We start from the raw sequence: 24130 nt of genomic DNA on the forward strand, positions 1-24130 counted from the left end.
GCGAATAAATCGGTCAACCGTCAAAGGCAGTGTTTGGTTAAGCTGAAGCTTTTGTGGTACGTAGCCTATCTTTACTCCTTGAGCGACGTGAACCACGCCCGCGGCGGCTTAACCAAACCGATTAATGCTTTGACTAAGGTCGACTTACCCGCGCCATTAGGCCGATGAGCGTGGTAATCTGTCCCCGTTTTAATTGCATAGAGACCTTATCCAGCACATGTCGGCCGTTGTAGGTCACCGTCACCGCGTCAAGCGAGACTAGCGAATCAGTCATAATGAAAAAAAGCACTGTGAATTATAATTGTTATATTATAACATTTCTGCTCGTTGAGAAAACAAAAGAATGAGAGGAATGATGACTGCTCGTATTATTAGTGGACTTTTTGCGCTATTGCTGGTGGTGCCGGCTCACGCGGTAACCGTAATGACAACCATTAAACCGCTTCAACTGATTGCGGCAGGATTGATTGCAGAAGATGATCAGTTGGACGTGCTACTTCCTCCTGGGGCATCTCCGCATAGTTATGCCCTGAAACCCTCGGATATTCGCGCGTTGGATCAAGCCGATATCACTGTATGGGTAGGACCCGAGCTTGAACTTTTTCTCAACAAGTTATTGGCGGAGAAACCTTCCGTGCTGACGTTATCCCAGGTTGAGGGGATGCCACTGCGTGATTTTGACGGTGATCACGGTCATCATGGCCACGATCATGGTAGTCATAACGTCGATCCTCACCTGTGGCTGGGGCCAGACACCACGCGAGTAGCCGCGCAAGCGATTACCGCGGCCTTAATTGATGCTGCTCCAGGGAAGGCGGACATATATCGGGCTAACCTTAACCGTTTTAATGCTCAACTGACACAAATCGTCGCGGATATTGAAGGTGATTTGTCAACGCACATGCAGTCAGGCTACTTTGTTTTCCATGATGCCTATGGCTATTTTGAAGAAGCCTTTGGCTTAGAGAAAACCGGTCATTTTACCGTGGATCCAAGCCAAAAACCGGGCGCTAAGACGTTAGTCACCATTCGCCGAGGATTGCTTAATCATGATGCGACCTGTATCTTCACCGAGCCACAGTTTAATCCCGCATTGATTGATGCTGTGACTCGACACAATGACGTTAATGTCCTCGAGCTTGATCCATTAGCCACGTCAATTCAAGTGACCTCTGATGGTTATCAAGTGTTTTTAAAAGATATGGGAAATCGTTTCACACGTTGTTTAAAGCATGAAACTACTCACTAACTGGTTCGCTGTCACTGCTCGGCTACCACGCCAGCACAAGCTAGCACTCGCATCATTGTCTCTTTTAGTTGGCGCTGCTTAATGTGGCAGCCCCATCCTTTCTCGTCTTCGAATGATCGTCAACCGATACCAATCCCGAACGAGACGCAAAATACCCCATCCGTCGAGCACAGTGAGCCGATAGAGCAGGGCTTGGATGCTGATGACCCCGCGCTTCGTGTGCCAGAGGATGCCTTAGAAAAAGACATCACTTCGGAAGCACCACGCACCCATCAACATACGGTCGCGGCTGGTGATACGTTGGGTGATATCTTTTCCCAATACGGGTTACCAATCAGCCAGCTTTATCAAATGCTTGATACCAATAAAAAAGCAGGCGATATACGTCGTGGTCAAAAAATGGAGTGGCAGGTTGATGAGGCAGGACGACTATCGACCTTCACCTTGCATCAATCGCTGAAGTTCCGTGATCAATACCGTTTTGATAAGGGTGAGATTGAGTACGCGCGTTTAGAAACCAAAGGGGAGCTTGAAAAAGTGACCGTGATTGGTCGAGTGAACAGCAGTTTCTATCAACAAGCTCGCCAAGCGGGACTGACCCCTAATCAAATTCAAAACCTGGTTTCGGCATTGCAATGGCGGTTTGACTTTGGCCGTCAGTCGCACCGAGGCGATCAGTTTGCGATTCAAGTGGATAAAGAATTTATTGATAATAAACCGGTTTCGTCCGGGAATATATCCGCCATGCTCTATCGAGCGGGAGATCGTGATATCTTTATTTATCGGCACACGGATGGCCATTTTTATGACGAGCAAGGTCAAAGCCTAGATCGTGCGCTGCGTCGTATCCCAACCGCAAAACGCTATCGCATTAGTTCATCGTTTGATCCTCATCGTAAGCATCCAATAACCGGTCGTATTTCACCGCACAACGGGACCGACTTTGCCACACCCGTTGGAACATCTGTGCTAGCGGCAGGTGATGGAGTCGTGGTTAAAGCGCGAAAACACCCGCTAGCGGGTAACTATATTGTGATTAAACACGGTCGTGAATACTCAACCCGTTATCTCCATTTGCACCGTATTTTGGTCAAGCCCGGCGATCACGTATCAATGGGACAGCGAATTGCGCTCAGTGGTAACACGGGACGCTCGACGGGTCCACACCTCCACTTTGAGCTCTTAAAGTATGGCCATCCTGTTAATGCGATGAAAGTGCCGTTGCCCGAAGCTCACCCAGTACCGAGTCAGGATAGGCGTGTGTTTGAGCGACAAGCAAAACGTGCGAAGCAGGCACTGGAACAGCGTCTCAATGGTTAGGGGCAACAGACCCTAATAAATACTAATAATGTGAGGGCTCGCTCACATTTGGCTCTGCAGGGTTTTCTTTCGTAGTGACTGGCAGGATACTACCGGCTTAACCCTGCAACGCTGTCTCGCAACTTATACATGAAACGCCAATGTCTCTGTTTTTTATGGTTGGCTCTGTTCCTCTCTTGTCTGCCTTTACATGCGCATGAACCACTACAAACGTCATTTCAATCCTATGAGGGGCTCAGTGCACTCGGTGATGTGCGCGATGTCGCAGTCCAACCCTCTGGCGGTATGTGGCTGCTCAATAATCAAGGCGATATTTATTTCTTCGATGGGCAAAAATCTCACCCTCTAGACGATACGCTTGCCTTTCCTGATGAAAAAATCTTGACCCTCGCTTATGCCCACCAATCATTATGGCTTGCGGGGAAACGTGATATCTATCGCTTCCAGCCGGGCGAAAATACGCTAACACGTTTTGCGTTGTTAAAAAGTGCCAAAGGCGCTCATCGCGAGAATGCGAGCCCACCTCGATTGGCCGCTGTGAATCATACGCTTTGGCATATTCAAGATGGACAAATAAGCCGCTATCAAGTTAAAGAGGATCAGTTTCGAGTCTGGCGATCCGGTCAATGGCGCGGGGAGCACACTTGGTTTACCGCTGAGCACCGGTTAGTCGCGATCGGAAAAGGGTTGTATCAGCTTAATGATGAAGGTGTTCGCCAACTCACACGATTTACAAGTCCGATCACTGCAATAACGGCAAAGGGAGATAGAGCGTGGGTCAGTACCGAAAAAGGAGTGTATCTTCTCGCGCTATCAGACCGTTCGGTTCAAGCGCAACATCGACTCAACACCCAGGGTGGCTATCAGCGTCTAACCGTTGGTGCTGGTGGGCTTTGGGCGGCGCATGAAAACGGGTTATTTCTCCTCTCAATCGGGGGAGAGGCGATGCCTGTGTGGCAACCAGGGGATCCGTCGATACCCGGGGACGCGGTCACATTTTTATGGGGCGATTTTGAAGGTGGTGTCTGGTTTTCAACCGGTAAGACAACCCGTTATCGAGCGCCAGGGCAACGCTGGATTTCGCACCAACATCAGGATGTGCCCGTTGTTAACACACAAGGCTTTATGGCCAGCAGTGATCCTTGGAGTCTGTATCCAGACGGCTGGCGGAATTTGAGCGGTGATCTCACCCTCACCTTTGATCGGGAAACCGTGACCCATCGCCATGGTGCAACCCGAGATCGCCATCAGTTATGGTGGTCAAGCGCAGCAGGATTACACGGTATCCGCATTCAGTCTGGAGAAAAAATAGCGGTCCCTGAGCCTCTTGCCTCACTATCGGCACAGCACCTATATATGGATGCTGACGGTGTGATTTGGCTAGCGCTTAATGATCGCCTCATACGTTATAGGCCTGAATCCGAGAAGGTGATGAATGATGGCACAGACTGGCAATCTGACGCTGGCGACATATTAGGCTTCTATGATGATGGAAGAGGGAGTGTGTGGATTCGTCAGCGTCAGGGACTTACCCGCTATCGGAATGGTAAGTTCCAGCCGATGCCACTCGCGGAGCCTTTACTGCCTGTTGTTGATATGTATTCCGATGAACAAGGGCGGTTATGGTTGGCGAATAGCAAGGGCATTTATCAGTACGACCCCAAGGTGTCCGATTCAACCTCGGTGGCATACCTTGCGCTGGCCGATGAACAGTTTCGCTGTATCACTGGAAATCGTGATGGCATTTGGGCTTACAGCAATCAAGCCTTAATCCACATTGCACCACGCGGTTTCGTCCGAACCTTTCGACTTCCTTCTGAGTCTGAGCGCGTGGCTTGTTTTGCACCTCGCCCGCATCAGTTGATCATTATGGACGCAGAAAACAAGTACGTGATTGAAACCGATCAGCTCGCGTTTTCGCTGCGCAAGCCGCCTCACGTCGTGGTCGGGGCGATCTGGCAGCAACATAAGCGCTGGCGTATTGGCCCACGTCAGCAGACGGCCGTGACACTGCTAGAACAAAGCCCGGCTAACGTGTCTTGGGGAAGCTGGCCGCCGGAGCGGCAAGTCACTCGTATTCACTATCAATTGGTTCCCTATCGACAATCTGGCCAATCGCTGGCTAAACCACTGGCCGCTTGGCAGCAAACTGGCAGTGATACCTTATCGTTGGCCAATATGGTGGGAGGGCATTATCAGCTTCGAATTGCCATTCCGCGTGATGGAGCGTCACATACCGTACTGGATATCGCGGTCTCTATGCCGATATTACCTCATTTGGTGAGCGGTGTTATGCTGGGGCTTTTTGCCAGTGTCGTATTAGCCGCCGTGAGGTTAGCGTTCAAACAACAGCACCCGATTCAACAACATACTGATTTCCCCTTGGATCATTCCGGTTCATATCCCGTTTTTCAGTCCACGTTTCAACCCATGTGGACTGAATACAAAGAGCCCACTGCGCCGAGTAAAACTAAAAAACGAGAGGATACAACGGAGACCTTGGCGGAATCCTTGGATGCTGGATGACGTGATCACGATAAAACCGTTAGTCCTTGAGGGGTAAGCGCGTCTCTAAATTGATTCACGAGTGCTGTTTGTTGTGGCCCAGGGCGCGGGTTGGCGTGAAGGTGACCCCAGATAGGATTAGGCCATACCGCATCGTCGCGAAATCGCGCAACATGATGGAGGTGAAGCTGCGGGACTAGGTTACCAATCGCCGCAATATTGAGCTTATCGGGAGTAAAGAGAGATTCTAGACAGTTTGCGACCAGGGCGGACTCTTGCCAAAGTGTTTGTTGATCGCTTGGGCTGAGATGATGGATTTCTTCGATGTCATGTTTTCGAGGGATCAGCAAAAGCCATGGACCAAAATCGGCCCCTGCAAGGCGTAGTTGGGACAATGCAAAATCGCCGACATACGTGCTGTCAGCGGCTAAACGGGGGTGAAGAGAAAAAGACATGGCCACTCCGTATTGAAAAGAATATCGCCAGCTTACATCACAACCTACGAGTGGGTCACGGCAAATTAAAAAGCCCACCGTGTCAGGTGGGCTTCGCTATCAGGTTATATCGCTCGCCTCGCCATTACATGCGTTCAAGCGTATTAATGCCCAATAGTGCCAAGCCTTGCTTGATGGTTTTCGCAGTGAGTGCGGCCATGCGCAAGCGGCTTTGGCGAGTGTGTCCTTCTGAGAGCAGGATTGGGCAAGCTTCATAAAAGCTAGAGAACAAGCCTGCAAGCTCAAAGAGGTAGCTACACATTAAGTGAGGCTGTCCTTCGCGGGCCACCGATTTTACCGCCTCTTCAAACTGCAGTAACTTGGCAACCAGCGCCTTCTCTTTTTCATGCTCAATGATCATCTCGCCGTCAAGTGCATCTCTATCGACGCCTGATTGTMRGMCAAGACTGAGGCAACGCGTATATGCGTATTGCATGTAAGGCGCAGTATTCCCCTCAAAAGCCAGCATATGATCCCAGTCGAAGATATAATCCGTGGTGCGGTGCTTGGAGAGATCGGAGTATTTTACCGCCGCCATCGCAACCGTGGTCGCGATGTCTGCTTGCTCTGCCGCATCCATATCCGGATTCTTCTCGGCGATCAGCGCTTTGGCACGGGTTTCTGCTTCATCCAGTAGATCAGCAAGGCGGACGTCCGCCTGAGCGTGTTTTAAACGGTTTACCGTCTTTACCCAGCATCATGCCGAATGCATGGTGCTCCAAGCTAACGCTTTCTGGCACATATTCTGCTTTTCGAACGATGGACCAGGCTTGCATCAGATGTTGATGCTGGCGTGAATCAATGAAATACAGCACGCGATTGGCGTTAAACTGCTCATAGCGATACTTCGCGCAAGCAATGTCGGTAGTGGTGTAAAGAAAGCCGCCATCACGTTTTTGGATGATCACACCCATGGCTCGCCATCTTTATTTTTGTATTCGTCGAGGAATACCACTTGCGCGCCATCGTCCTCGACTGCGATACCTTTCGCTTTTAAGTCTGCAACAATGCCAGGCAGCATATCGTTGTATAGGCTCTCGCCCATCACGTCTTTTGGCGATAGGGAAACGTTAAGCCGGTCATAGTTCTGCTGATTCTGCTCTAGTGTGACCTTAACCAGCTTTTCCCACTTTTCTTTGCAGTATGCATCACCACGCTGCAACCGCACCACGTAATCACGTGCGGTGGCGGCAAAGGCTTCGTCTGCATCGTAACGCGCTTTAGACTCACGATAGAAGTTTTCAATATCACCTAGCTCCATGGAGATATCATCACCACGTGATTCGTGTAGCTCGAGATTGGCAATCAGCATCCCGAACTGCGTTCCCCAATCACCCAGGTGGTTAGCCCGTGTGACCTTGTGACCCAAGAACTCTAGCGTGCGTACTACCGCATCACCGATAATGGTCGAACGAAGATGGCCGACGTGCATTTCTTTCGCAACGTTAGGCGCAGAGTAGTCGACGACAATATTTTGTTTGTCCTGTTTCTCCACACCCAAGTGAGCGTCAGACAGGGCGGCATCCGCCTGTTTAGCCAGCCACTGATCGTTTAAGAATATATTGATAAAACCTGGGCCGGCAATCTCTGTGCGACTTGCTATCTCACCGAGTTCGAGTGCATCCAAAACCTTTTGGGCAAATTCACGTGGGTTAAATCCGAGCTTTTTGCTGCGCCCATTACGCCATTGGCCTGATAATCACCAAATTGTGGTTTCGCAGACTGACGCACTGCCGCTGGTGTGCCCTCTGGCGCACCCGCTGCCACCATGGCGGTAGAAACTTTTTCGTTAAGAAGACTTTGAATATTCACTTGCTTACCTTACTACTAGCCGGGCTGATTATTAACGACCCGTTATGTGGGCTTCCAGCTTATCAATACAAGAATCCGCCAACACTGCACCATGATTGAGCGTGCACACAGTGTTGGCGGGATGCTGTATTGTTGCGAACCATGACGTCCATCGACGCGGAGGATCCCTAATGATACCCATAAAACAGCAGGCAATGGCAATAGTTATTCACCGCCTTCCTTGATATCTTTATTCACTGGAATACAACGAGCACCTTAAACCTTGAGAGGTTATTATGCATGATGCCAGCAATTGGGCATCCCTGATGCGAGATAAAGCAGCTTTTACAGATAAAATCAATCAGTTGCTAGACACGCTCGCAATTGACTGCGCCAAGTTAACACTCGATCATGTCGCCATTCGTACCAACAAGGCGGAGGTAACACATTTGTTGGCCGAGCGTTTAAGCGAACGGGGCCAGTTAATATCACAAGCGACGGTGAATCGGCGGCCGATCCATATTTATCAGCTCGACGCCCCATTACAATTTGGTCCCTGGCAAGTCGACTTGGTGGAACTGCCGTTTCCTCATCATAAAACGTACCCGTTTCAGAGCTGGGAACATGTGGAATTTGTTATCCCTTGCCACCACGCAACCATGGCCGCGCTTGAAGAGACGTTAGATATGCGATTTCCCGGCCTGCTATCGCGCGCGGCGGCTATCAGCACGGTAACCGTGAAACGCAGTGAGCCTCAGGTCGCTGGCGAGCGGCTGGCAAACCCAACGATTGCGTTTAAACAACATGGCGTTTGCGTGAAATTCCACCCTTATTCATTGAGTGAAATCATTGCCAGCGAAGCCAGTGTCTAAACACTGGCTTGACCGATACTTACTCGGTTACAAGATCACGGTTTTATTACCATGAACAAACACACGGTCTTCCACAACACATCCAATCGCTTGACTGAGGACGCTTTTTTCTACGTCCCGACCCGCTTTTGCCATATCTTGTGCACTAAAGCTATGATCTACGTGAATTACATCTTGGCCAATAATCGGCCCTTCATCTAAATCATTGGTGACAAAGTGCGCCGTTGCACCGATGATTTTGACCCCGCGTTCAAAGGCTTGATGGTAGGGACGTGCACCAATAAATGCCGGCAAAAAGCTATGATGAATATTAATAATGCGATGCGGATATTGGGCGACGAAATCTGGCGTTAACACCCGCATATATTTGGCGAGAATAATATAATCCGGCTGATGGCTTTGAATCGCTTTAATCATCGCTTGTTCGTGCTCGTCACGACTTAATCCTTCATGGCTAACAAAGTGAAACGGGATATCAAACCGCTCGGTTAAAGGTTGTAATTTATCGTAATTCCCGACCACAGCGGCAATCTCGATATCGAGCGATCCGTCATAGGCTTTCATCAAAATATCGCCGAGACAATGGGATTCTTTGGTGACCATAATCACCACACGCTTGCGGCGGGAGCTCACCAGTTTGCGTTGGCTGCCGGGCGGGAGTGCGTGGTCAAGATCGAGCAGTAGGGTATGATCGTTGAAAATCCCTTCTAACTCGGTACGCATATAAAACTGCCCAGTGGCGTGATCAACGTATTCGCGGTTATGAATAATATTGAGCTGGTGTTTGTAGCAAATATTGGTAATGGTGGCGATTAAGCCTTGAGCGTCAGGGCAATCCGTGAGAAGTGTTTTTCGTTCCATGTCGATACTGTGCTGCTTATTACTAAACCATTGGTTTTAYCCTGTCCTGCCTGTTAGGTCAAAATGATTTTGGTGGTGATCTCGGGTTTCGCCCCTGAATGATTTGATCCATCTCGGGGGTTTGGCATAATGCTCGCTTTCCCCTGTGTATTTATCCAATGATCCGTAAGGTTTTCTCAGAGACGGGCGCGCTGGCTAAAGCCATTCATGGCTTTGTGCCTCGCCAACCGCAAACAGACATGGCGATCGCTGTAGACACCGCTATTCGTGACCAAGGCCAGTTAGTGGTTGAAGCGGGCACAGGTACCGGGAAAACCTATGCCTATCTGGCACCGGTGTTGTTAAGCGGCAAAAAAGCTATCATCAGTACAGGTTCGAAAAACCTGACAAGAGCAGCTCTATCATCGCGATTTACCCTTGATGAAGTCTGCGCTGGGCTATACCGGCACGACGGCGCTACTCAAAGGCCGGGTGAATTATCTTTGCCCTGAACGTTTAGAGCGACAAATTAGCGAGTGTCACCGCCCAGATAGCGAACCAGGGCAATTGAGTCAGTTGGTCAAAATTCGTGAGTGGTCATCGTATACCGAGTCGGGGGATTTGAGTGAATGTGAGGCGCTTGCTGAAGACAGCCCGCTCATTCCTGTTGTGACCTCGACCAATGATAATTGTCTGGGGAAAGAGTGCCCCAGCTATGAAGACTGTTACGTGGTAAAGGCGCGACGCCGTGCGATGGATGCCGATGTGGTGGTGGTGAATCATCATTTATTTTTGGCTGATGTGGCGATCAAAGAAACGGGGTTTGGCGAGCTGATCCCAGAAGCCGATGTAATGGTGTTTGATGAAGCGCATCAACTGCCCGATATTGCCAGCCAGTATTTTGGCCAGTCTTTGTCAAGCCGACAGCTTCAAGACGCGGCGAAAGACATTCATATCGCCTACCGGACTGAACTTCGTGATACGCGCCAACTGGAAAAAGTCGCCGATCGCCTCTCGCAAGCAGCGATGGATATGCGGTTAGTGATGGGAGAGCCGGGTTTCCGGGGCAATTGGCGCGAGCTCCAAGCGTCACCGGTGATTGAAAAGAGTTGGTACGATTGGCCGATGCGCTCGATTTGGTCCATGACGTGCTCAAATTATCACTCGGGCGAAGCCAGTTACTGGATGCCGCGTTTGACCGTATTACCCTCTTTAAAGCTCGGCTAACGCGCCTTCGCGACACGTCAGTGACAGGGTATTCTTATTGGTATGAATGCACGCGCCATCATTTTAGCTTGAATATTACCCCATTATCCGTGGCGGACCGTTTTCGTGAGCAAATGGCCGAACAAGGCGGTGCATGGATATTTACCTCTGCCACCTTGGCCGTGGAAGGGGATTTCGGCCACTTTAATCACCAGTTAGGCATTGATGCCAAACAACAAATGACACTGGAAAGCCCGTTTGATTATCCAGAACAAGCCCGATTGTGTGTGCCTCGTCATGTTCCTGAGACCAACAGTTATCGCCGTGCGAATAAACTAGCCGCCATGCTCGGGCCGGTGATTGAACGCAACCAAGGCCGCTGTTTTTCCTTTGTACTTCGCATCAAATGGTCCGCGAGCTTTCGGCGTTATTTCGTGAGCAGCTGTCATTGCCGGTATTGATGCAGGGGGAAATGCCTAAACAGCGTTTGTTAGCTGAGTACCTCTCTCTCGGCAACGCGCTACTGGTGGCCACCGGGGCGTTTTGGGAGGGGATCGATGTACGGGGCCAGGCCTTGAGTTGCGTGATCATTGATAAGCTGCCGTTTGCATCGCCGGATGACCCTTTATTAAAAGCACGCATTGAAGACTGCAAATTACAAGGTGGCGATCCCTTCGCTCAGGTACAAATCCCCGAAGCGGTGATCACGCTTAAACAAGGGGTGGGGCGGTTGATTCGTGATCAACAAGACTATGGCGCACTGATTATCTGTGATAACCGCTTAGTCACGCGTGCCTATGGCGCGACCTTTTTACGCAGTTTGCCTGCTATCCCACGAACACGGGATCTAAACCATATTGACGATTTTTTGTCGCCCGTTGAGGCGAACAACGAAACCGTTCACTCGTATTTATCACATCAACCGATAGAGGGTTAAATGACGCTAAAAATACTTGCCGTCGATACGGCCACGGAGAATTGTTCAGTGGCACTGAGCTGTGGCGATCATGTTATTGCGCGTAGCGAAATTGCCCCACGCGAACACACGAACAAGATTTTGCCGATGGTTGATGACGTCCTCGCAGAAGCCGGGGTCGCACTCAGTGACGTTGATGCATTGGCGTTCGGCCGCGGGCCGGGCAGTTTTACTGGTGTGCGAATTGGCATTGGTATCGCTCAAGGGCTCGCTTTTGGTGCGGATATACCCATGATTGGCGTGTCGACGCTCGAAGCGATGGCGGTTCAAAGCTACCGACTGAGCGGCGCAACGAATGTCTTAGCTGCTATTGATGCGCGGATGGGAGAATTATATGTCGGTCAGTACCAACGTACACCAACAGGGCGTTGGCAGTGCCTAGGTGACGAAATGGTTGTCGCACCTGATGCCCTCTCGCCTCACACTGATCAAGGTGTTTGGACATTGGCAGGAACCGGCTGGCCCGCCTATCCTGATCTAGACGCCCAGTTGGGATTGCAGAGCGTTAGGTCAGACGTGTTGTATCCGCAAGCGCAAGATATGATCGTGATTGCGCAACACGCGTACCGCGCAGGCGATGCGGTAGCCGCCGAATTCGCAAGCCCGACCTATTTACGTGATAAAGTCACGTGGAAGAAATTGCCTGGGCGAGCGTAGACCGGTCGTCGGTCGGAAAGCATAGGAAGCGAATATGGTAGCGATTAACGGTGTATCGTCCCCACAGACGGCCCGACCTAATCAATCCCGGCGTCCGGCGAACCACAATAAAGCCACGCGCAAGCAAACGCCGAAGACGACGCAAGTGGCCAACGCGGTTCGCCAGCGTGTGGACCCGGTGTCGGTTGCAAACGCTGAGCAAGCGCAGCAACAGGTGCAATATGATTTACCTGATGGTCGAGGCCGACAGGCGATGGAATCTTACTTCGCTGTGTTGAACCAAGCGAGGCGAGAGGAACTGATGAACCTAGTTGGGGTCGATATTTATATATAACGCCGCTGTAAGGAGTGTTGGATGAAATCTTATTGGTTGGTTGTACTGAGCGCTTTGATGTTAACCGGCTGCTCAAACTTGCCAGAAACACTCAAAGGACGCATGGACCAGCCTGTGACTGAGTACCCTGTTGTTGCAAAAATGACGGAGGCTCAACAGGGTGAAGAAGTGCGCCTGGGCGGTTTGATTGTTGATGTTAACAACCGGAAGTCCGACTCTATCGTCGAAATCGTTGCGTTACCCATCTCAGACGCGGGACGTCCTGATATAAAAGCCTCATCCCTGGGACGTTTTAAAGCCGTTTTTGATGGATTTGTGGAGCCGGCAGATTATGCCAAAGGGCGACCGATTACTGTCTTAGGCGATTTTGACTCGCGCCAACAAGGCATGGTCGATGCGTATCCCTATGATTATCCGGTGCTGAAGGTCAAAGGTCACCAATTGTGGAATATTGAGCAACAAGTAGTTGATGATGACAGACCGTATTGTTACGGATTGTATTGTTCTCGAGTTCGTATCGGCGTTGGCACAGGGCATGTGCAAAGCGTGATTACACTTCCTTAAACTAACGGGCCACGATGACATCCTTGCAGTTAAATGCAGCGCTAAGTGCGTTATTGACCCAAGCGCCTGAGTCATTGGGCCTTTGCTCCGAGCTAACAGTGACGCACATTCCCCTAAATGATGCCAAGGTGGCGGCGGCTGTGCGTCCGCCTGCTCATGGTTCACCGACATTGGTTTTCATGCATGGTTGGCAAGATAACCTCGCAAGTTTTCATTCACTGATCCCTTTATTGCCCCAAAATATGGGGCTTATTTTGTTTGATTGGCCAGGGCATGGTTTATCTGACCATAAACTGGGTGATTATTATTATCCGTTTTTTGATTATCTCGATGATCTCCACCAAGTCTTAAATGATTCACGGCTCTTATTATCCGGTCACGTAGGGCCGGTGGTGCTGGTGGGCCACTCGTTGGGTGGATTAGTCGCAAGTTGTTACGCCGCCAGCTTTCCCGATCGCATTGATGCCATTGTCTCGATTGAAGCATTAGGCCGATGGCTGAACCTGAGCTGCAATCACTGAACGTTTTGCCAACAGTTTGAAGCAACGAGTAACCTTGAGGGAAAAAACGCCGCGTTATTTTGATTCGGCGCTAAAGGCGCTGCAGTTACGCGCCTCCATTAATAAAGTGCAGGCCGAGCAACTCCTGCCCTTGGTTGCTCGCGGACTTGAGATGTGTTCGCAAGGTGTTCGTTGGCGTCATGACCGCAAATTAAGCGGCGAGGCGCTGTATCGGATGTCACCGGCCCATAGTGAGTCGATTATTCGAGCGATCAATTGTCCAGTACTGGCGATTCGGGGAACAGATGGGTATCCTGCGCTTCGCTCAGCAGATGCCGCACAACGAGCAACGTGGTTTCAGCAACTCACCCTCGCTGAGCTTTCCGGGACGCATCATTGCCACCTTCAACAACCGCAACAAACTGTGTCGTTGATAACGGATTTTGTGACCAAAATTCAAACGCGCACTTAAAATGCTCGTGTAAAAATAATGTTAACGCTATGGTGGGCAGGTTAAACACCTGTTTGAATTATGCCTCGCGTCGTTCGAAGTAGGCAAGATAGCCTACCAGCAAAAATATAGGAGAAAGCCAGTGGAAAAGGTATGGCTTAATCGTTACCCGTCGGATGTGCCGGCGGAAATAGATCCAGATGCCCATCGTTCCCTTGTTGAAATGTTTGAACATTCTGTTCAACAGTACGCTGACCAAACTGCCTTTATTAATATGGGGCAGGTGATGACGTTTCGTAAGCTGGAAGAGCGCAGCCGTGCGTTTGCTGCCTATTTGCAAAATGAGCTGAAACTGAAAAAAGGCGATCGCGTTGCGATTATGATGCCAAATCTGCTGCAATATCCTATTGCGCTATTTGGTATTTTGCGTGCTGGTTGTGTCGCCGTTAACGTTAATCCCTTGTATACCCCCCGCGAGTTAGAGCACCAGTTGACTGATTCGGGAGCCAGCGCCATTGTGATTGTCAGTAACTTTGCCCACACCTTGGAAAAAGTGGTCGACAACACACCGGTTAAACATGTGATTTTGACCAATTTGGGAGAGCAATTACCGCGCGCCAAAGGAACATTGGTGAACTTTGTGGTGAAATACGTAAAAAAATGGTACCTAAATACCATTTGCCGCATGCCACCTCTATGCGAAAAGCCTTGAGCCGTGGCCGCCGGATGCAATACGTTAAACCCTTTTTAAAAGGTGAAGATGTCGCTTTCCTCCAGTATACGGGTGGCACCACTGGATTGGCGAAAGGCGCTATCTTGACTCACCGCAATATGTTGGCGAATGTCTATCAAGCGAAAGGCACTTATCAGCCGGTGCTCAATGCGGGTGAAGAAGTGGTGGTGACCGCGTTACCGCTCTATCATGTTTTTGCACTGACCGTTAACTGCCTGTTATTCATTGAAATGGGAGGGCAGAATCTCCTTATTTCTAACCCGCGTGATATTTCCGGTTTTGTCAAAGAACTACAAAAATATCCATTTACCGCGATCACCGGTGTGAATACCTTATTCAATGCATTGCTTAATAATGAAGATTTTCATGAACTGGATTTCTCAAACCTACGCCTCACTGTTGGCGGTGGTATGGCGGTACAGCGAGTGGTGGCGGAAAATTGGAAGAAATTGACCGGTAAGCACTTACTCGAAGGGTATGGGTTGACCGAATGCTCACCCTTGGTAGCGGCGTATCCGTATGACCTGCGAGATTATAATGGCTCAATCGGTTTGCCTGTGCCGTCGACTGAAGTGCGTATTGTCGATGATGAAGGTGAAGATGTCGCTGATAACCAACCGGTGAGCTTTTGGTGCGTGGTCCGCAGGTGATGCAAGGATATTGGAATCGACCTGAAGCGACACGAGACAGCATTGATGAACATGGCTGGCTGGCGACCGGTGATGTGGTGCAGTTTGATGATGATGGTTTCTTGCACATTGTTGACCGCAAAAAAGATATGATTTTGGTCTCAGGCTTTAATGTTTATCCCAATGAAGTGGAAGATGTGGTCGCTCTGCATGACAAAGTGCTAGAAGTCGCAGCGATTGGCCAGCCTGATGAGAACTCGGGTGAAGTGGTTAAGATTTGTGTGGTGAAGAAAGATCCATCGCTAACGCGGGATGATTTAGTTGCCCACTGTCGTAAGCTCCTGACCGGCTATAAAGTACCGCGTGTGGTTGAATTTAGAGATGAGTTACCTAAAACCAACGTCGGCAAGATTTTGCGTCGTGAGTTGAGGGATGAGCCTGAGGCGCCTGCGCAAAAAGCGTCGGCTTGATGCGAACCGACCCAGAAAAGGGTAAACTAACAATAACGAATCACGAGATGCCGGCATCGCCGGCATTTTCTTTATGGGCTTTTTTGTGAATTATCAACAAATCACCTCCTCTCAACAACTCGCGGATATGTGCACACATCTACGTCAGCAAACAACCGTGATGGTCGATACCGAGTTTGTTCGCACTCGCACCTTTTATGCGCAGCTGGGCTTAGTTCAGCTGTATGACGGTGAGCGTTTAGCCTTAGTCGATCCTATTGCGATTGACGATTTATCCCCCTTGTGGGCGCTAATGGCTGACGAAAGTGTGACCAAGGTACTGCATGCTAGCAGTGAAGATTTAGAGGTGTTCCAACATCATGCCGGCGCACTACCGACACCAATGATTGATACCCAAATTATGGCAGCGTTTTTAGGTCATGGTGTATCGGAAGGATTTGCAAGCTTAGTCGAGCGTTATGTGGGTGTTGCGCTGGACAAAGGAGAGTCGCGTACTGACTGGTGTGCACGGCCACTGACCGACAAGCAAAAGCACTATGCGGCAGCCGATGTGTACTATTTGATGCCACTCTATCAGGCATTGTCCGATGCCTTAGCGCAGACACCATGGCAAGACGCTATCGTTGAGGAGTGTGCATTGCTGTGCCTTAAAAAGCAGCAGCCGAAAGCGGATGATACCGTGTATCAAGAGATTAAGTATGCGTGGCAGCTTAACCCGCAGCAACTGGCGATATTGCAAGCCTTGGCTAAATGGCGAGCCAAAGAGGCACGTCGTCGTGACATGGCACTTAACTTTATCGTTAAAGAATTACATCTTTGGAAAATGGCGCGATATGGTATACGTACCGTAGAGCAAATGAATGAGCATGGGTTTGATAAATTTGAAATTCGTTATCACGCACAAACCTTGATCAAAATAGCAAAACAAGCTGATAAGATGCCAACGGATAAATGTCCGCCTGCGCTCACGCGACTGGTGGACGAGCCCGGTTACAAAGCAGTGATTAAAGCGATCAAAGAAAAGGTGCAGGAGACAGCAGAGCGGGTAGGCTTAGCGCCGGAATTTATCGGCTCTAAAAAGCAACTCAATCAGCTTATCACTTGGGTGTGGCGAGAAAATTGCCAAGAAGATAAACGGCCCGAGTTAGCAAAAGGATGGCGCTATACGTTAATTGGTGAAGTCTTGTTAACAGCCATCCCTGAAAAGCCAACAGCATAATCGCCAACAGCATAATCGAGAAAGCGGTGCCATTGCACCGCTTTCTTACCATCGAGAGCCCAAACCGAGATCAGTTGTCTTTTCCTTCCTCCGGCAAGGTGACATTGAGCTCTAAAACCGACAGATCGTCGTCCCCTTGCTCAAGGCTCACTGAAACCTGATCCGGGGCAATATCGACATACTTTCGGATCACATCCAAGATATCTTGCTTAAGCTGAGGCAGATATGTGGGGGCAGGGCTGTCCGCACTACGGCGCTCGGCAACTATAATCTGCAAACGCTCTTTGGCAATATTGGCAGATTTTTTCTTTGCGGGCCGGAAGAATTCTAGCAATGCCACATTAGCCTCCAAATAAGCGTTTTAAGAAACCTTTACGCTCTTCCTCAATAAAGCGGAAGGGGCGCTCTTCACCCAGTAGACGAGCGATAGCATCTTCATAGGCTTGGCCAGCATCAGACTCTTGATCCAGCACGACAGGCTCACCTTTATTGGAGGCGTGCAATACCGACTGGCTTTCCGGGATCACCCCGAGCAGTGGAATGCGGAGAATATCTTCAACATCTTCGACACTCAGCATCTCGCCATTGGTAACACGGGCAGGATTATAGCGAGTGACTAACAAATGATGTTTGACCGGTTCCTCACCGTTTTCTGCGCGGCGTGATTTAGAATCAAGAATACCAAGAATACGATCAGAATCGCGCACAGATGACACTTCAGGATTGGTGGTCACAATAGCTTCATCAGCAAAATACAGTGCCATTAAAGCACCCGATTCAATACCTGCAGGCGAATCACAAATAATGTATTCAAAGCCAAGCTCGTCCATGTCTTTTAAAACACGCTCAACGCCTTCTTTGGTCAGCGCATCTTTATCGCGTGTTTGAGAGGCGGGAAGAATAAATAAGTTTTCTACCCGTTTATCTTTAATTAGTGCCTGATGGAGGTTCGCTTCACCATTAATGACATTGACGAAATCGTAGACAACACGGCGTTCACACCCCATCACCAAGTCAAGGTTACGTAGACCAATATCAAAATCGACGACGGCTGTCTTCTTGCCTGTCAATGCTAACCCGGTCGCTAATGCTGCGCTTGAGGTGGTTTTTCCCACGCCACCTTTACCGGAAGTAATTACAATAATTCGTGCCATTCCTCGTCCTTATTCTCTTATAGCGGTGAGGGGGTCAATCTGTAAGCTTTCTTGATTCAGCGACACCATTGCTGGCCGCTCAACATGTTTTTGTGGAATCTTATCATTCAGCCAGTAGCTACCTGCCACTGACAATAATTCTGACTGAAGGTTCTGACAATAAATGCGCGCTTGTTTTTGTCCGCATGCGCCAGCAATAGCACGGCCTCGGAGTACCCCATAAATATGAATACTGCCATCGGCAATCACTTCTGCCCCGGCGCTAACATGATTCAAGATGACCAAATCCGCGTTTTTGGCATAGATTTGCTGACCGGATCGAACGGGGGTGGTGATCACTTTGGCTGGTGTTTGAATCGGATCTGCGACCCGTGACTGTTTACTCGACTTAAGCACCGCCAGTCCAGCGTCTAATGCCAGCTGACGTGTATGGTTGTGAGTTACCCCAGTCAGTCCGATTAAAATCATACCTGTTGCCTGTAAACAGCGTTTTAACGCACTGATATCAGGACATAGAGAGAGGCGCTGAATATCAGCCACAACGGGGGCACCTTCAAAAAAGCCAGGTGCCTGGGTGACTTTCTCGGCCAACACATCGGCCGCTGCGGCGAAGTTATCGTCAACAAGGTGGAGGACGGATAGGGTGAAAGTTGAGCCTTTCAACTCCGGTTGTTTAAGCATGTTATTCGATCCCGGTTCTGTCGTTAAAACACGAGTCAGACGCGCATTATCAGACGTTGGATAGCATGGTATATTCACAGCACGGATGCGGCAAGCAAGGTTTGCTTTTCGAGTCGGATTTCTCGCTTTGATGATGTTTTTTGGCTTTATAGTGAGAAACCGCCGCAAATACGTGTTTTGATACACTTTGCGGTAAAGCTTAACAAACCTTTACCAAAGGATGACAATTTATCGCCTGCTTTATGGCAGGCTCGTGAGGACTTTTGAGATGTATTGCGCAATTTATCGTAGCAAAAAGAAAAGAAGGCACCTATCTTTATCTGGCAGAGAAAGATAAGTTTGATGATGTGCCAGAGGCGCTCATGAAAAGCTTTGGGCAACCAGAGTTCGCCATGATAATTGACTTAGATAAGCGTGAAAAGCTTGCTGTGGTCGATATCATTAAGGTAAAGCAAAGCCTGCAAGAGGAAGGGTTTTTTGTACAATTACCTCCCCCACCCGACGCAGCGCTGCAGACTATTCGTAATAAAAACGAAAAACTGTAAAAGGAAGACTATGCGCAAAGGTATGATTTCAGCCTGTATGGCGACTGCTTTAATCGTTAGCCCAGTGATGGCCAAGCCTGGGTTTGATCAATATGTGGCTTCATTAAAAGACGAAGCACGTGAGGCAGGGATTAGCGATGCATTGCTCGAGCGAGCGTTTAATGGGATCGAGTATCATGAACGTGCTGTGAGCTCAGATCGAAATCAACCCGAGCGGCGTCTTACTTTAGACGAATATATTCCCCGCGCGGTGCCAGACTGGAAAGTGGCACAGGCGAAAAAGCGCTATAGTCAGCATTATGATGTATTAAAAAAAGTGGGTGATCAGTACCAGGTGCAACCACGCTTTATTGTTGCTTTGTGGGGCGTGGAAAGTAATTTTGGTAAGCTCCAAGGGAGCTACAATGTGATTGAGGCATTGTCGACACTGGCATTTGATGGCCGTCGAGAAGCCTTTTTCCGTCAAGAAACCATGGCGGCATTAACAATACTACAGCAAGGTCATATCGCTCCCGAAGACATGAAAGGATCGTGGGCGGGGGCGATGGGACAATCGCAATTTATGCCTAGCTCGTTTATTAATTATGCGGTTGATGGTAATCAAGACGGGAAAAAAGATATTTGGCAAACAGAAGCTGATGTTTTTGCCTCGGCAGCGAATTACCTTAAACAAGCAGGCTGGGATGATACCTATACATGGGGTCGACAAGTCCATGTCCCAGAGCAGCTTGATCGGTCTCTACTCGGTACCGGAGCGGATAAGGCCTTATTGTTAAGTGATTGGCAGGCGAAAGGCGTAAGACGTATGAATGGCCAAGCGTTACCCAAGGTAGATATCAAAGCATGGCTTATTCAGCCTGATGATGAAAAGGGAAGAGCGTATTTGGTCTACAATAACTACCAAAGCTTGTTGAAGTGGAATCGCTCGCATTATTTTGCACTGGCGGTCAGCCATTTAGCCGATAGAATTAAATTTGATTGATCCCATATAAGAAAAAAGAGACCGAGGCCTCTTTTTTCTTTTGTCCTTGGTAAAAAATTTATGCTTCTTGACCAGGGATGAGGAAATCTTTGAGTGTGGCGGAACCGCTTTCGGTTGCTTCGCGAATAACCTTAGGCATCCGGCCTTGACCTGTCCATGTTTTATGTGAACCGTCATTGTCCGTGTATTGGTATTTGGGTGGGCGCGCCGCGCGTTTACTTGGTCCTTTTGCTTTTGTTGTACCTTCCATTAGTCGCATGAGCTCTTCGGGACCAATGCCATCGGCAGCGAGCATTTGATGGTACTTCTCGAGTTTCTCTTTGATCTCTTTTTCTTTTTCTTCTTCTTGGCGGTCGATCTCTTTACGTTCTTCAACCACTGTTTGTAGTTTCTCTAACGCTTCGTGAAGCTGCTCGGTTGACATTTCTTTCGCAAGGGCGCGTAAGCTACGCAGGTTAAGTAACGCTTTCATTGCATCAGACATTATTGGTTCCTGTTTAATTTATATGTTAATTGAAGGATGATAGCAGTATAAATGGAATATACAAAATCACATATATTAATACGCTATATTGTTCATTATTTGCAAGTTGTTCGCAATCCTGACTTGAAACTTTGGTGGCGTTTTGATTCTTGTGTCTAAAAAAATAGAATACACGCGAGTGTATAATGGGTGTGGCGAAAGTATAAAGTATAAAGTATAAGGAAACCTAACAACGAGTCGATGTTTTTTCAAACATAAACAGTTGCGATAGTGAGCACGTTGTGTAGAATGCACCACGCTTAACGTAGAGGTGCGTTGTTTATGAGTCGTGCGCAAGAGGGTGATACCGATGAGGCGCATAAAAGGAAGCAACGCCGAAGCCAATCCGGTCATCATACCGATTGCGCTGGGGCTGTTATCGAATAGAAACAGCACTGCCATAGTACTTAGAAACACACTATGGAGCGCTACTGTATGTAGGAGGCAAGTTGTTTGCTGTGTATTATCACGTCTTACCGTCTTCGTTTCTGCAGTAGATCTCCAACCACCTGGTTGATACAGAGATCATGAATTTAACAGACTTTTCTTCATCCGCTTTATCATTGCTTCCTCCTTTACTGGCCTTGGGTCTCGCCATTGCCACTCGGCGTGTCTTATTGTCGTTGGGTATGGGGATAATCCTTGGCACCGTATTACTGACGGATTTTTCACTTGCACCGGCCAGTCAGTATTTGTTTGATGTAATCACTGGCTTATTTATCGCTGATGGCGGTTTAAACAGTTGGAACTTAAGCATTCTTGCCTTTTTGATCTTATTAGGCATGATTACCGCGTTATTATCTTTATCGGGTGGCACGCGTGCGTTTGCAAATTGGGCGCAAAGTCGGATAAAGAGTAAACGTGGCGCAAAGTTGCTGGCCACTTTCCTTGGCGTTTTCATCTTTGTTGACGACTACTTTAATAGCCTTGCGGTGGGGGCTGTTTCTCGCCCAGTGACGGATCGTTTTCATGTATCGCGGGCGAAACTCGCCTATATTCTCGACTCGACAGCAGCCCCTATGTGTGTGATCACCCCGGCTTCCAGTTGGGGCGCGTATATCATTACCGTGATTGGTTCTATCTTGGTCGCTCACGGTGTTACGGATTACACGGCGCTGGGGGCGTTTGTCACTATGATCCCGATGAACTTTTACGCCATTTTTGCACTCCTGTTAGTGTTTGCCGTGGTCTGGTTCCAGCTTGATATTGGCCCCATGCGCCAATTTGAATACCAAGCAAAAAAGGGAAGCCGATTAGGTGATGAAAGTGAACATTGTGCTGATATTTGCGATGATTTAGGCATTGAAGAAAGCGAAAACGGCAGTGTGGCGGACCTAGTGGCCCCGATTATAGTACTGGTGATCGCCACGGTTAGCGCCATGCTTTATACCGGTGCGCAATCTTTGGCTGCCGACAATCATGCGTTCTCTATTTTGGGGGCGTTTGAGAATACCGATGTTGGCATGTCATTGCTGTGGGGGGGATTGGCAGGTCTGTTTGTTGCGTTAGTGATGACACTTAAACAAGGCATTGCTAAGCCCGATATAGCTAAGACACTCTGGTCGGGGCGAAATCAATGTTCGGTGCGATTCTTATATTGCTTTTTGCTTGGTCAATTGGCCATATTATTGGTGACCTACAGACGGGTAAATATTTATCCTCGCTCGTGCAAGGTAATCTCCCCGCACAACTGTTGCCCGTTGTCTTATTTTTGTTGGCCGCAGTGATGGCATTCGCGACGGGGACGTCCTGGGGCACATTTGGTATTATGCTGCCCATTGCTGGCGATCTCGCAGCCGCGACTGATATTGCGCTGATGTTACCGATGCTGTCGGCAGTATTGGCCGGTGCCGTATTTGGCGATCATTGTTCTCCTATCTCAGATACCACTATTTTATCTTCGACAGGGGCGCGCTGTGGGCATATTGACCACGTTGCCACGCAGTTACCTTATGCTATTGGAGGCGCAGTCGTTGCCACATTTGGCTTCTTAGTGCTTGGCTTTACCGCTTCTTTGTTATGGTCATTGGCGGCGTCGACACTCGCGTTCATTCTTTTGTGCTCGGGGTTACTCTGGCTTAAAAAGCAACCTTGTCAATTGAAAGGATAGTGATTCAAGCCCCGCATAAACGGGGCTTTTCTTTTTCTGCTGGTTCGGTAGCATGCCGGTGTATGGAATAATGTTGGCCCTCAAATAGGGCATTACGTGTAGAGACAGTTATGGCCCAGTTATATTTTTACTATTCGGCAATGAATGCCGGTAAATCGACCACTTTATTGCAATCTGCGTTCAATTATCAAGAGCGGGGGATGCAGCCTTTGCTGTTTACTGCCGCGATCGATAATCGCTATGGGCAAGGAAAAATCAGTTCACGCATAGGCCTAGACGCGGATGCACATCTCTACGACAATCAGACGTCGTTGTTTGAGCATGTGGCGGCCATTTTATCTCAAGATAAAGTCGACTGTTTGTTAATTGATGAGAGCCAGTTTTTAACCAAGCAGCAAGTGCTGGAACTGACCGATGTCGTGGATAAATTGCGGATCCCCGTGCTGTGTTATGGCTTACGTACTGATTTTCTTGGTGAATTGTTTGAAGGGTCTCAATACTTACTCGCGTGGGCCGACAAATTGGTGGAGCTCAAAACCGTTTGTCATTGTGGGCGTAAAGCAAGCCGTGTGATTCGGCAAGACGCTGAAGGCAATGCTATTGCGGATGGCGATCAGGTTGTGATCGGAGGGAACGAGCGTTATGTGTCTGTTTGTCGTCGGCACTATAAGCAGATGCTCGGGCTGCTTTGAGTACTTAAACAAATAAATCGCACTGAAAAGACAAAAAGGCGAACATACAGCTCGCCTTTTCTTCAACTTGGCCGATCGGGGGAAATGCTACTTCACCGCCTCTTGATCGACTGGCACAATTTGGCTGGCATGATAACCTTTGGGTCCTTCCTCAACTTCATAGCTAACGGTTTGACCCGCTTTTAATGTCTTGTATCCATCCATCTGGATTGTTGAGTAGTGCGCGAACACGTCTCCCTCTTCCTCTCCTTCACCTGGACAAATAAAGCCAAATCCTTTTGCATTGTTAAACCATTTTACTGTACCAGTTTCCATGCGACACATCCTTCTTGCATCAAACTTTGCATACCTCGTGATAAACGCCTTGGTTTCTTCAGGCCAACGTTGAGTCTAGGAATCTTCCAACATTGACCGAAGTTGTCATGGTCAGTTTATCTACCACACAATCCACTTTAGTAGATACTTTTAGGCAGTCAAGCGCTGGCTATAACATATAACAATAATGTAATAATAAATCGGAAAAGTGTGAGGAAGTGACAATAATTCATCAACGAACAGACATGTCATTTGCATAATTTTTGGCTAATAATCTGTCTTTTACCTCTCTCAATTAGCGTAATTTTATGGGAGGGG

At 48.8% G+C, this 24130-nt stretch carries 19 protein-coding genes, 6 pseudogenes and 1 riboswitch; of the genes and pseudogenes, 16 read left to right on the forward strand and 9 right to left on the reverse strand.

Annotated elements, in window-relative coordinates:
* Positions 1 to 274: pseudogene (locus DZ54_RS24270) on the reverse strand (ATP-binding cassette domain-containing protein); the annotation flags it as partial.
* A 78-nt stretch (positions 275 to 352) separates the two neighbouring features.
* Here DZ54_RS24270 and znuA point away from each other — a divergent pair.
* The 3 genes from znuA (at position 353) to DZ54_RS0113465 (ending at position 5095) form a co-directional block, all read left to right on the forward strand.
* A complete protein-coding gene (znuA, locus tag DZ54_RS0113455) occupies positions 353 to 1249 on the forward strand; it encodes a zinc ABC transporter substrate-binding protein ZnuA (RefSeq protein WP_205619406.1) in 897 nt (298 codons plus the stop codon).
* A gap of 81 nt (positions 1250 to 1330) precedes the next feature.
* The gene (gene mepM, locus DZ54_RS21785; protein WP_081721667.1) at positions 1331 to 2569 is read left to right on the forward strand and encodes a murein DD-endopeptidase MepM; all 1239 of its coding nucleotides are present in this window, start codon (positions 1331 to 1333) and stop codon (positions 2567 to 2569) included.
* A 129-nt stretch (positions 2570 to 2698) separates the two neighbouring features.
* The gene (locus DZ54_RS0113465) at positions 2699 to 5095 is read left to right on the forward strand and encodes a ligand-binding sensor domain-containing protein (protein WP_025674624.1); all 2397 of its coding nucleotides are present in this window, start codon (positions 2699 to 2701) and stop codon (positions 5093 to 5095) included.
* Between the two features lie 5 nt (positions 5096 to 5100).
* Here the strand turns inward: DZ54_RS0113465 and DZ54_RS0113470 are convergent, their stop codons facing one another.
* Positions 5101 to 5529, reverse strand: coding sequence for an HIT family protein (locus DZ54_RS0113470; RefSeq protein WP_025674625.1), 429 nt, complete (start codon positions 5527 to 5529; stop codon positions 5101 to 5103).
* A gap of 124 nt (positions 5530 to 5653) precedes the next feature.
* Positions 5654 to 7380: pseudogene (gene argS, locus DZ54_RS21790) on the reverse strand (arginine--tRNA ligase).
* A 275-nt stretch (positions 7381 to 7655) separates the two neighbouring features.
* On the opposite strand from argS, the gene DZ54_RS0113480 reads away from it, so the two are divergent.
* A complete protein-coding gene (locus DZ54_RS0113480; RefSeq protein WP_025674626.1) occupies positions 7656 to 8231 on the forward strand; it encodes a VOC family protein in 576 nt (191 codons plus the stop codon).
* 27 nt (positions 8232 to 8258) lie between these two features.
* Here the strand turns inward: DZ54_RS0113480 and purU are convergent, their stop codons facing one another.
* Positions 8259 to 9092: a formyltetrahydrofolate deformylase gene (purU, locus tag DZ54_RS0113485; protein WP_025674627.1), complete on the reverse strand. Its 834-nt coding sequence runs from the start codon at positions 9090 to 9092 to the stop codon at positions 8259 to 8261.
* Between the two features lie 158 nt (positions 9093 to 9250).
* On the opposite strand from purU, the pseudogene DZ54_RS21795 reads away from it, so the two are divergent.
* From DZ54_RS21795 to rnd, 8 genes and pseudogenes are all read left to right on the forward strand, one after another.
* Positions 9251 to 11214, forward strand: a pseudogene (locus tag DZ54_RS21795) (ATP-dependent DNA helicase).
* Positions 11215 to 11910, forward strand: a complete 696-nt coding sequence (tsaB, locus tag DZ54_RS0113510) for a tRNA (adenosine(37)-N6)-threonylcarbamoyltransferase complex dimerization subunit type 1 TsaB (protein ID WP_025674632.1) — start codon at positions 11215 to 11217, stop codon at positions 11908 to 11910.
* Positions 11911 to 11944: 34 nt separating this feature from the next.
* Positions 11945 to 12244 (forward strand): hypothetical protein, encoded by a 300-nt coding sequence (locus tag DZ54_RS0113515; RefSeq protein ID WP_025674633.1) that lies wholly within the window; start codon positions 11945 to 11947, stop codon positions 12242 to 12244.
* Positions 12245 to 12265: 21 nt separating this feature from the next.
* A complete protein-coding gene (locus DZ54_RS0113520; protein ID WP_025674634.1) occupies positions 12266 to 12808 on the forward strand; it encodes a Slp family lipoprotein in 543 nt (180 codons plus the stop codon).
* Positions 12809 to 12831: 23 nt separating this feature from the next.
* Positions 12832 to 13329 (forward strand): alpha/beta fold hydrolase, encoded by a 498-nt coding sequence (locus DZ54_RS23660; RefSeq protein WP_164831598.1) that lies wholly within the window; start codon positions 12832 to 12834, stop codon positions 13327 to 13329.
* 34 nt (positions 13330 to 13363) lie between these two features.
* On the forward strand, positions 13364 to 13780 hold the full coding sequence (locus tag DZ54_RS23665; protein ID WP_051416030.1) for an alpha/beta fold hydrolase: 417 nt from the start codon (positions 13364 to 13366) through the stop codon (positions 13778 to 13780).
* 121 nt (positions 13781 to 13901) lie between these two features.
* Positions 13902 to 15591, forward strand: a pseudogene (gene fadD / locus DZ54_RS21805) (long-chain-fatty-acid--CoA ligase FadD).
* 85 nt (positions 15592 to 15676) lie between these two features.
* The gene (gene rnd / locus DZ54_RS0113535) at positions 15677 to 16810 is read left to right on the forward strand and encodes a ribonuclease D (protein WP_025674635.1); all 1134 of its coding nucleotides are present in this window, start codon (positions 15677 to 15679) and stop codon (positions 16808 to 16810) included.
* Positions 16811 to 16880: 70 nt separating this feature from the next.
* Here the strand turns inward: rnd and minE are convergent, their stop codons facing one another.
* The 3 genes from minE to minC are packed head-to-tail and all read right to left on the reverse strand — an operon-like array spanning position 16881 to position 18645.
* On the reverse strand, positions 16881 to 17150 hold the full coding sequence (gene minE / locus DZ54_RS0113540; RefSeq protein WP_025674636.1) for a cell division topological specificity factor MinE: 270 nt from the start codon (positions 17148 to 17150) through the stop codon (positions 16881 to 16883).
* Position 17151: 1 nt separating this feature from the next.
* The gene (gene minD, locus DZ54_RS0113545) at positions 17152 to 17964 is read right to left on the reverse strand and encodes a septum site-determining protein MinD (RefSeq protein WP_025674637.1); all 813 of its coding nucleotides are present in this window, start codon (positions 17962 to 17964) and stop codon (positions 17152 to 17154) included.
* A 9-nt stretch (positions 17965 to 17973) separates the two neighbouring features.
* On the reverse strand, positions 17974 to 18645 hold the full coding sequence (minC, locus tag DZ54_RS0113550) for a septum site-determining protein MinC (protein WP_025674638.1): 672 nt from the start codon (positions 18643 to 18645) through the stop codon (positions 17974 to 17976).
* A 268-nt stretch (positions 18646 to 18913) separates the two neighbouring features.
* Here minC and DZ54_RS21810 point away from each other — a divergent pair.
* A pseudogene (locus DZ54_RS21810) lies at positions 18914 to 19190 on the forward strand (YcgL domain-containing protein).
* Positions 19191 to 19200: 10 nt separating this feature from the next.
* Entirely contained in the window at positions 19201 to 20172 is a 972-nt protein-coding gene (locus DZ54_RS0113560) for a lytic murein transglycosylase (RefSeq protein WP_025674639.1), read from the forward strand.
* A 58-nt stretch (positions 20173 to 20230) separates the two neighbouring features.
* Here DZ54_RS0113560 and DZ54_RS0113565 read toward each other — a convergent pair whose 3' ends face one another.
* Positions 20231 to 20656, reverse strand: a complete 426-nt coding sequence (locus DZ54_RS0113565; RefSeq protein ID WP_025674640.1) for an H-NS family histone-like protein — start codon at positions 20654 to 20656, stop codon at positions 20231 to 20233.
* A gap of 297 nt (positions 20657 to 20953) precedes the next feature.
* Positions 20954 to 21134, forward strand: a riboswitch (Lysine riboswitch).
* 88 nt (positions 21135 to 21222) lie between these two features.
* Here DZ54_RS0113565 and DZ54_RS21815 point away from each other — a divergent pair.
* Both DZ54_RS21815 and DZ54_RS0113575 read left to right on the forward strand, forming a co-directional pair.
* Positions 21223 to 22805, forward strand: a pseudogene (locus DZ54_RS21815) (Na+/H+ antiporter NhaC family protein).
* A 110-nt stretch (positions 22806 to 22915) separates the two neighbouring features.
* Positions 22916 to 23497: a thymidine kinase gene (locus DZ54_RS0113575; protein WP_025674641.1), complete on the forward strand. Its 582-nt coding sequence runs from the start codon at positions 22916 to 22918 to the stop codon at positions 23495 to 23497.
* 87 nt (positions 23498 to 23584) lie between these two features.
* Here the strand turns inward: DZ54_RS0113575 and cspD are convergent, their stop codons facing one another.
* Positions 23585 to 23812 carry a cold shock domain-containing protein CspD gene (gene cspD / locus DZ54_RS0113580; RefSeq protein ID WP_025674642.1) on the reverse strand — a complete coding sequence of 76 codons (228 nt, stop codon included), beginning with the start codon at positions 23810 to 23812 and terminating at the stop codon, positions 23585 to 23587.
* Between the last annotated feature and the right edge of the window lie 318 nt (positions 23813 to 24130).

The organism is Salinivibrio socompensis S35, assembly GCF_000513715.1.
Taxonomy (GTDB): Bacteria; Pseudomonadota; Gammaproteobacteria; order Enterobacterales; family Vibrionaceae; genus Salinivibrio; species Salinivibrio socompensis.

Bases quoted from the DNA above. Each gene is read 5' to 3' on its own strand.
- znuA (WP_205619406.1), top strand. From the start codon at position 353: ATGATGACTGCTCGTATTATTAGTGGACTTTTTGCGCTATTGCTGGTG.
- mepM (WP_081721667.1), top strand. From the start codon at position 1,331: ATGTGGCAGCCCCATCCTTTCTCGTCTTCGAATGATCGTCAACCGATA.
- DZ54_RS0113465 (WP_025674624.1), top strand. From the start codon at position 2,699: ATGAAACGCCAATGTCTCTGTTTTTTATGGTTGGCTCTGTTCCTCTCT.
- DZ54_RS0113470 (WP_025674625.1), bottom strand. From the start codon at position 5,529: ATGTCTTTTTCTCTTCACCCCCGTTTAGCCGCTGACAGCACGTATGTC.
- DZ54_RS0113480 (WP_025674626.1), top strand. From the start codon at position 7,656: ATGCATGATGCCAGCAATTGGGCATCCCTGATGCGAGATAAAGCAGCT.
- purU (WP_025674627.1), bottom strand. From the start codon at position 9,092: ATGGAACGAAAAACACTTCTCACGGATTGCCCTGACGCTCAAGGCTTA.
- tsaB (WP_025674632.1), top strand. From the start codon at position 11,215: ATGACGCTAAAAATACTTGCCGTCGATACGGCCACGGAGAATTGTTCA.
- DZ54_RS0113515 (WP_025674633.1), top strand. From the start codon at position 11,945: ATGGTAGCGATTAACGGTGTATCGTCCCCACAGACGGCCCGACCTAAT.
- DZ54_RS0113520 (WP_025674634.1), top strand. From the start codon at position 12,266: ATGAAATCTTATTGGTTGGTTGTACTGAGCGCTTTGATGTTAACCGGC.
- minD (WP_025674637.1), bottom strand. From the start codon at position 17,964: ATGGCACGAATTATTGTAATTACTTCCGGTAAAGGTGGCGTGGGAAAA.
- minC (WP_025674638.1), bottom strand. From the start codon at position 18,645: ATGCTTAAACAACCGGAGTTGAAAGGCTCAACTTTCACCCTATCCGTC.
- DZ54_RS0113560 (WP_025674639.1), top strand. From the start codon at position 19,201: ATGCGCAAAGGTATGATTTCAGCCTGTATGGCGACTGCTTTAATCGTT.
- DZ54_RS0113565 (WP_025674640.1), bottom strand. From the start codon at position 20,656: ATGTCTGATGCAATGAAAGCGTTACTTAACCTGCGTAGCTTACGCGCC.
- DZ54_RS0113575 (WP_025674641.1), top strand. From the start codon at position 22,916: ATGGCCCAGTTATATTTTTACTATTCGGCAATGAATGCCGGTAAATCG.
- cspD (WP_025674642.1), bottom strand. From the start codon at position 23,812: ATGGAAACTGGTACAGTAAAATGGTTTAACAATGCAAAAGGATTTGGC.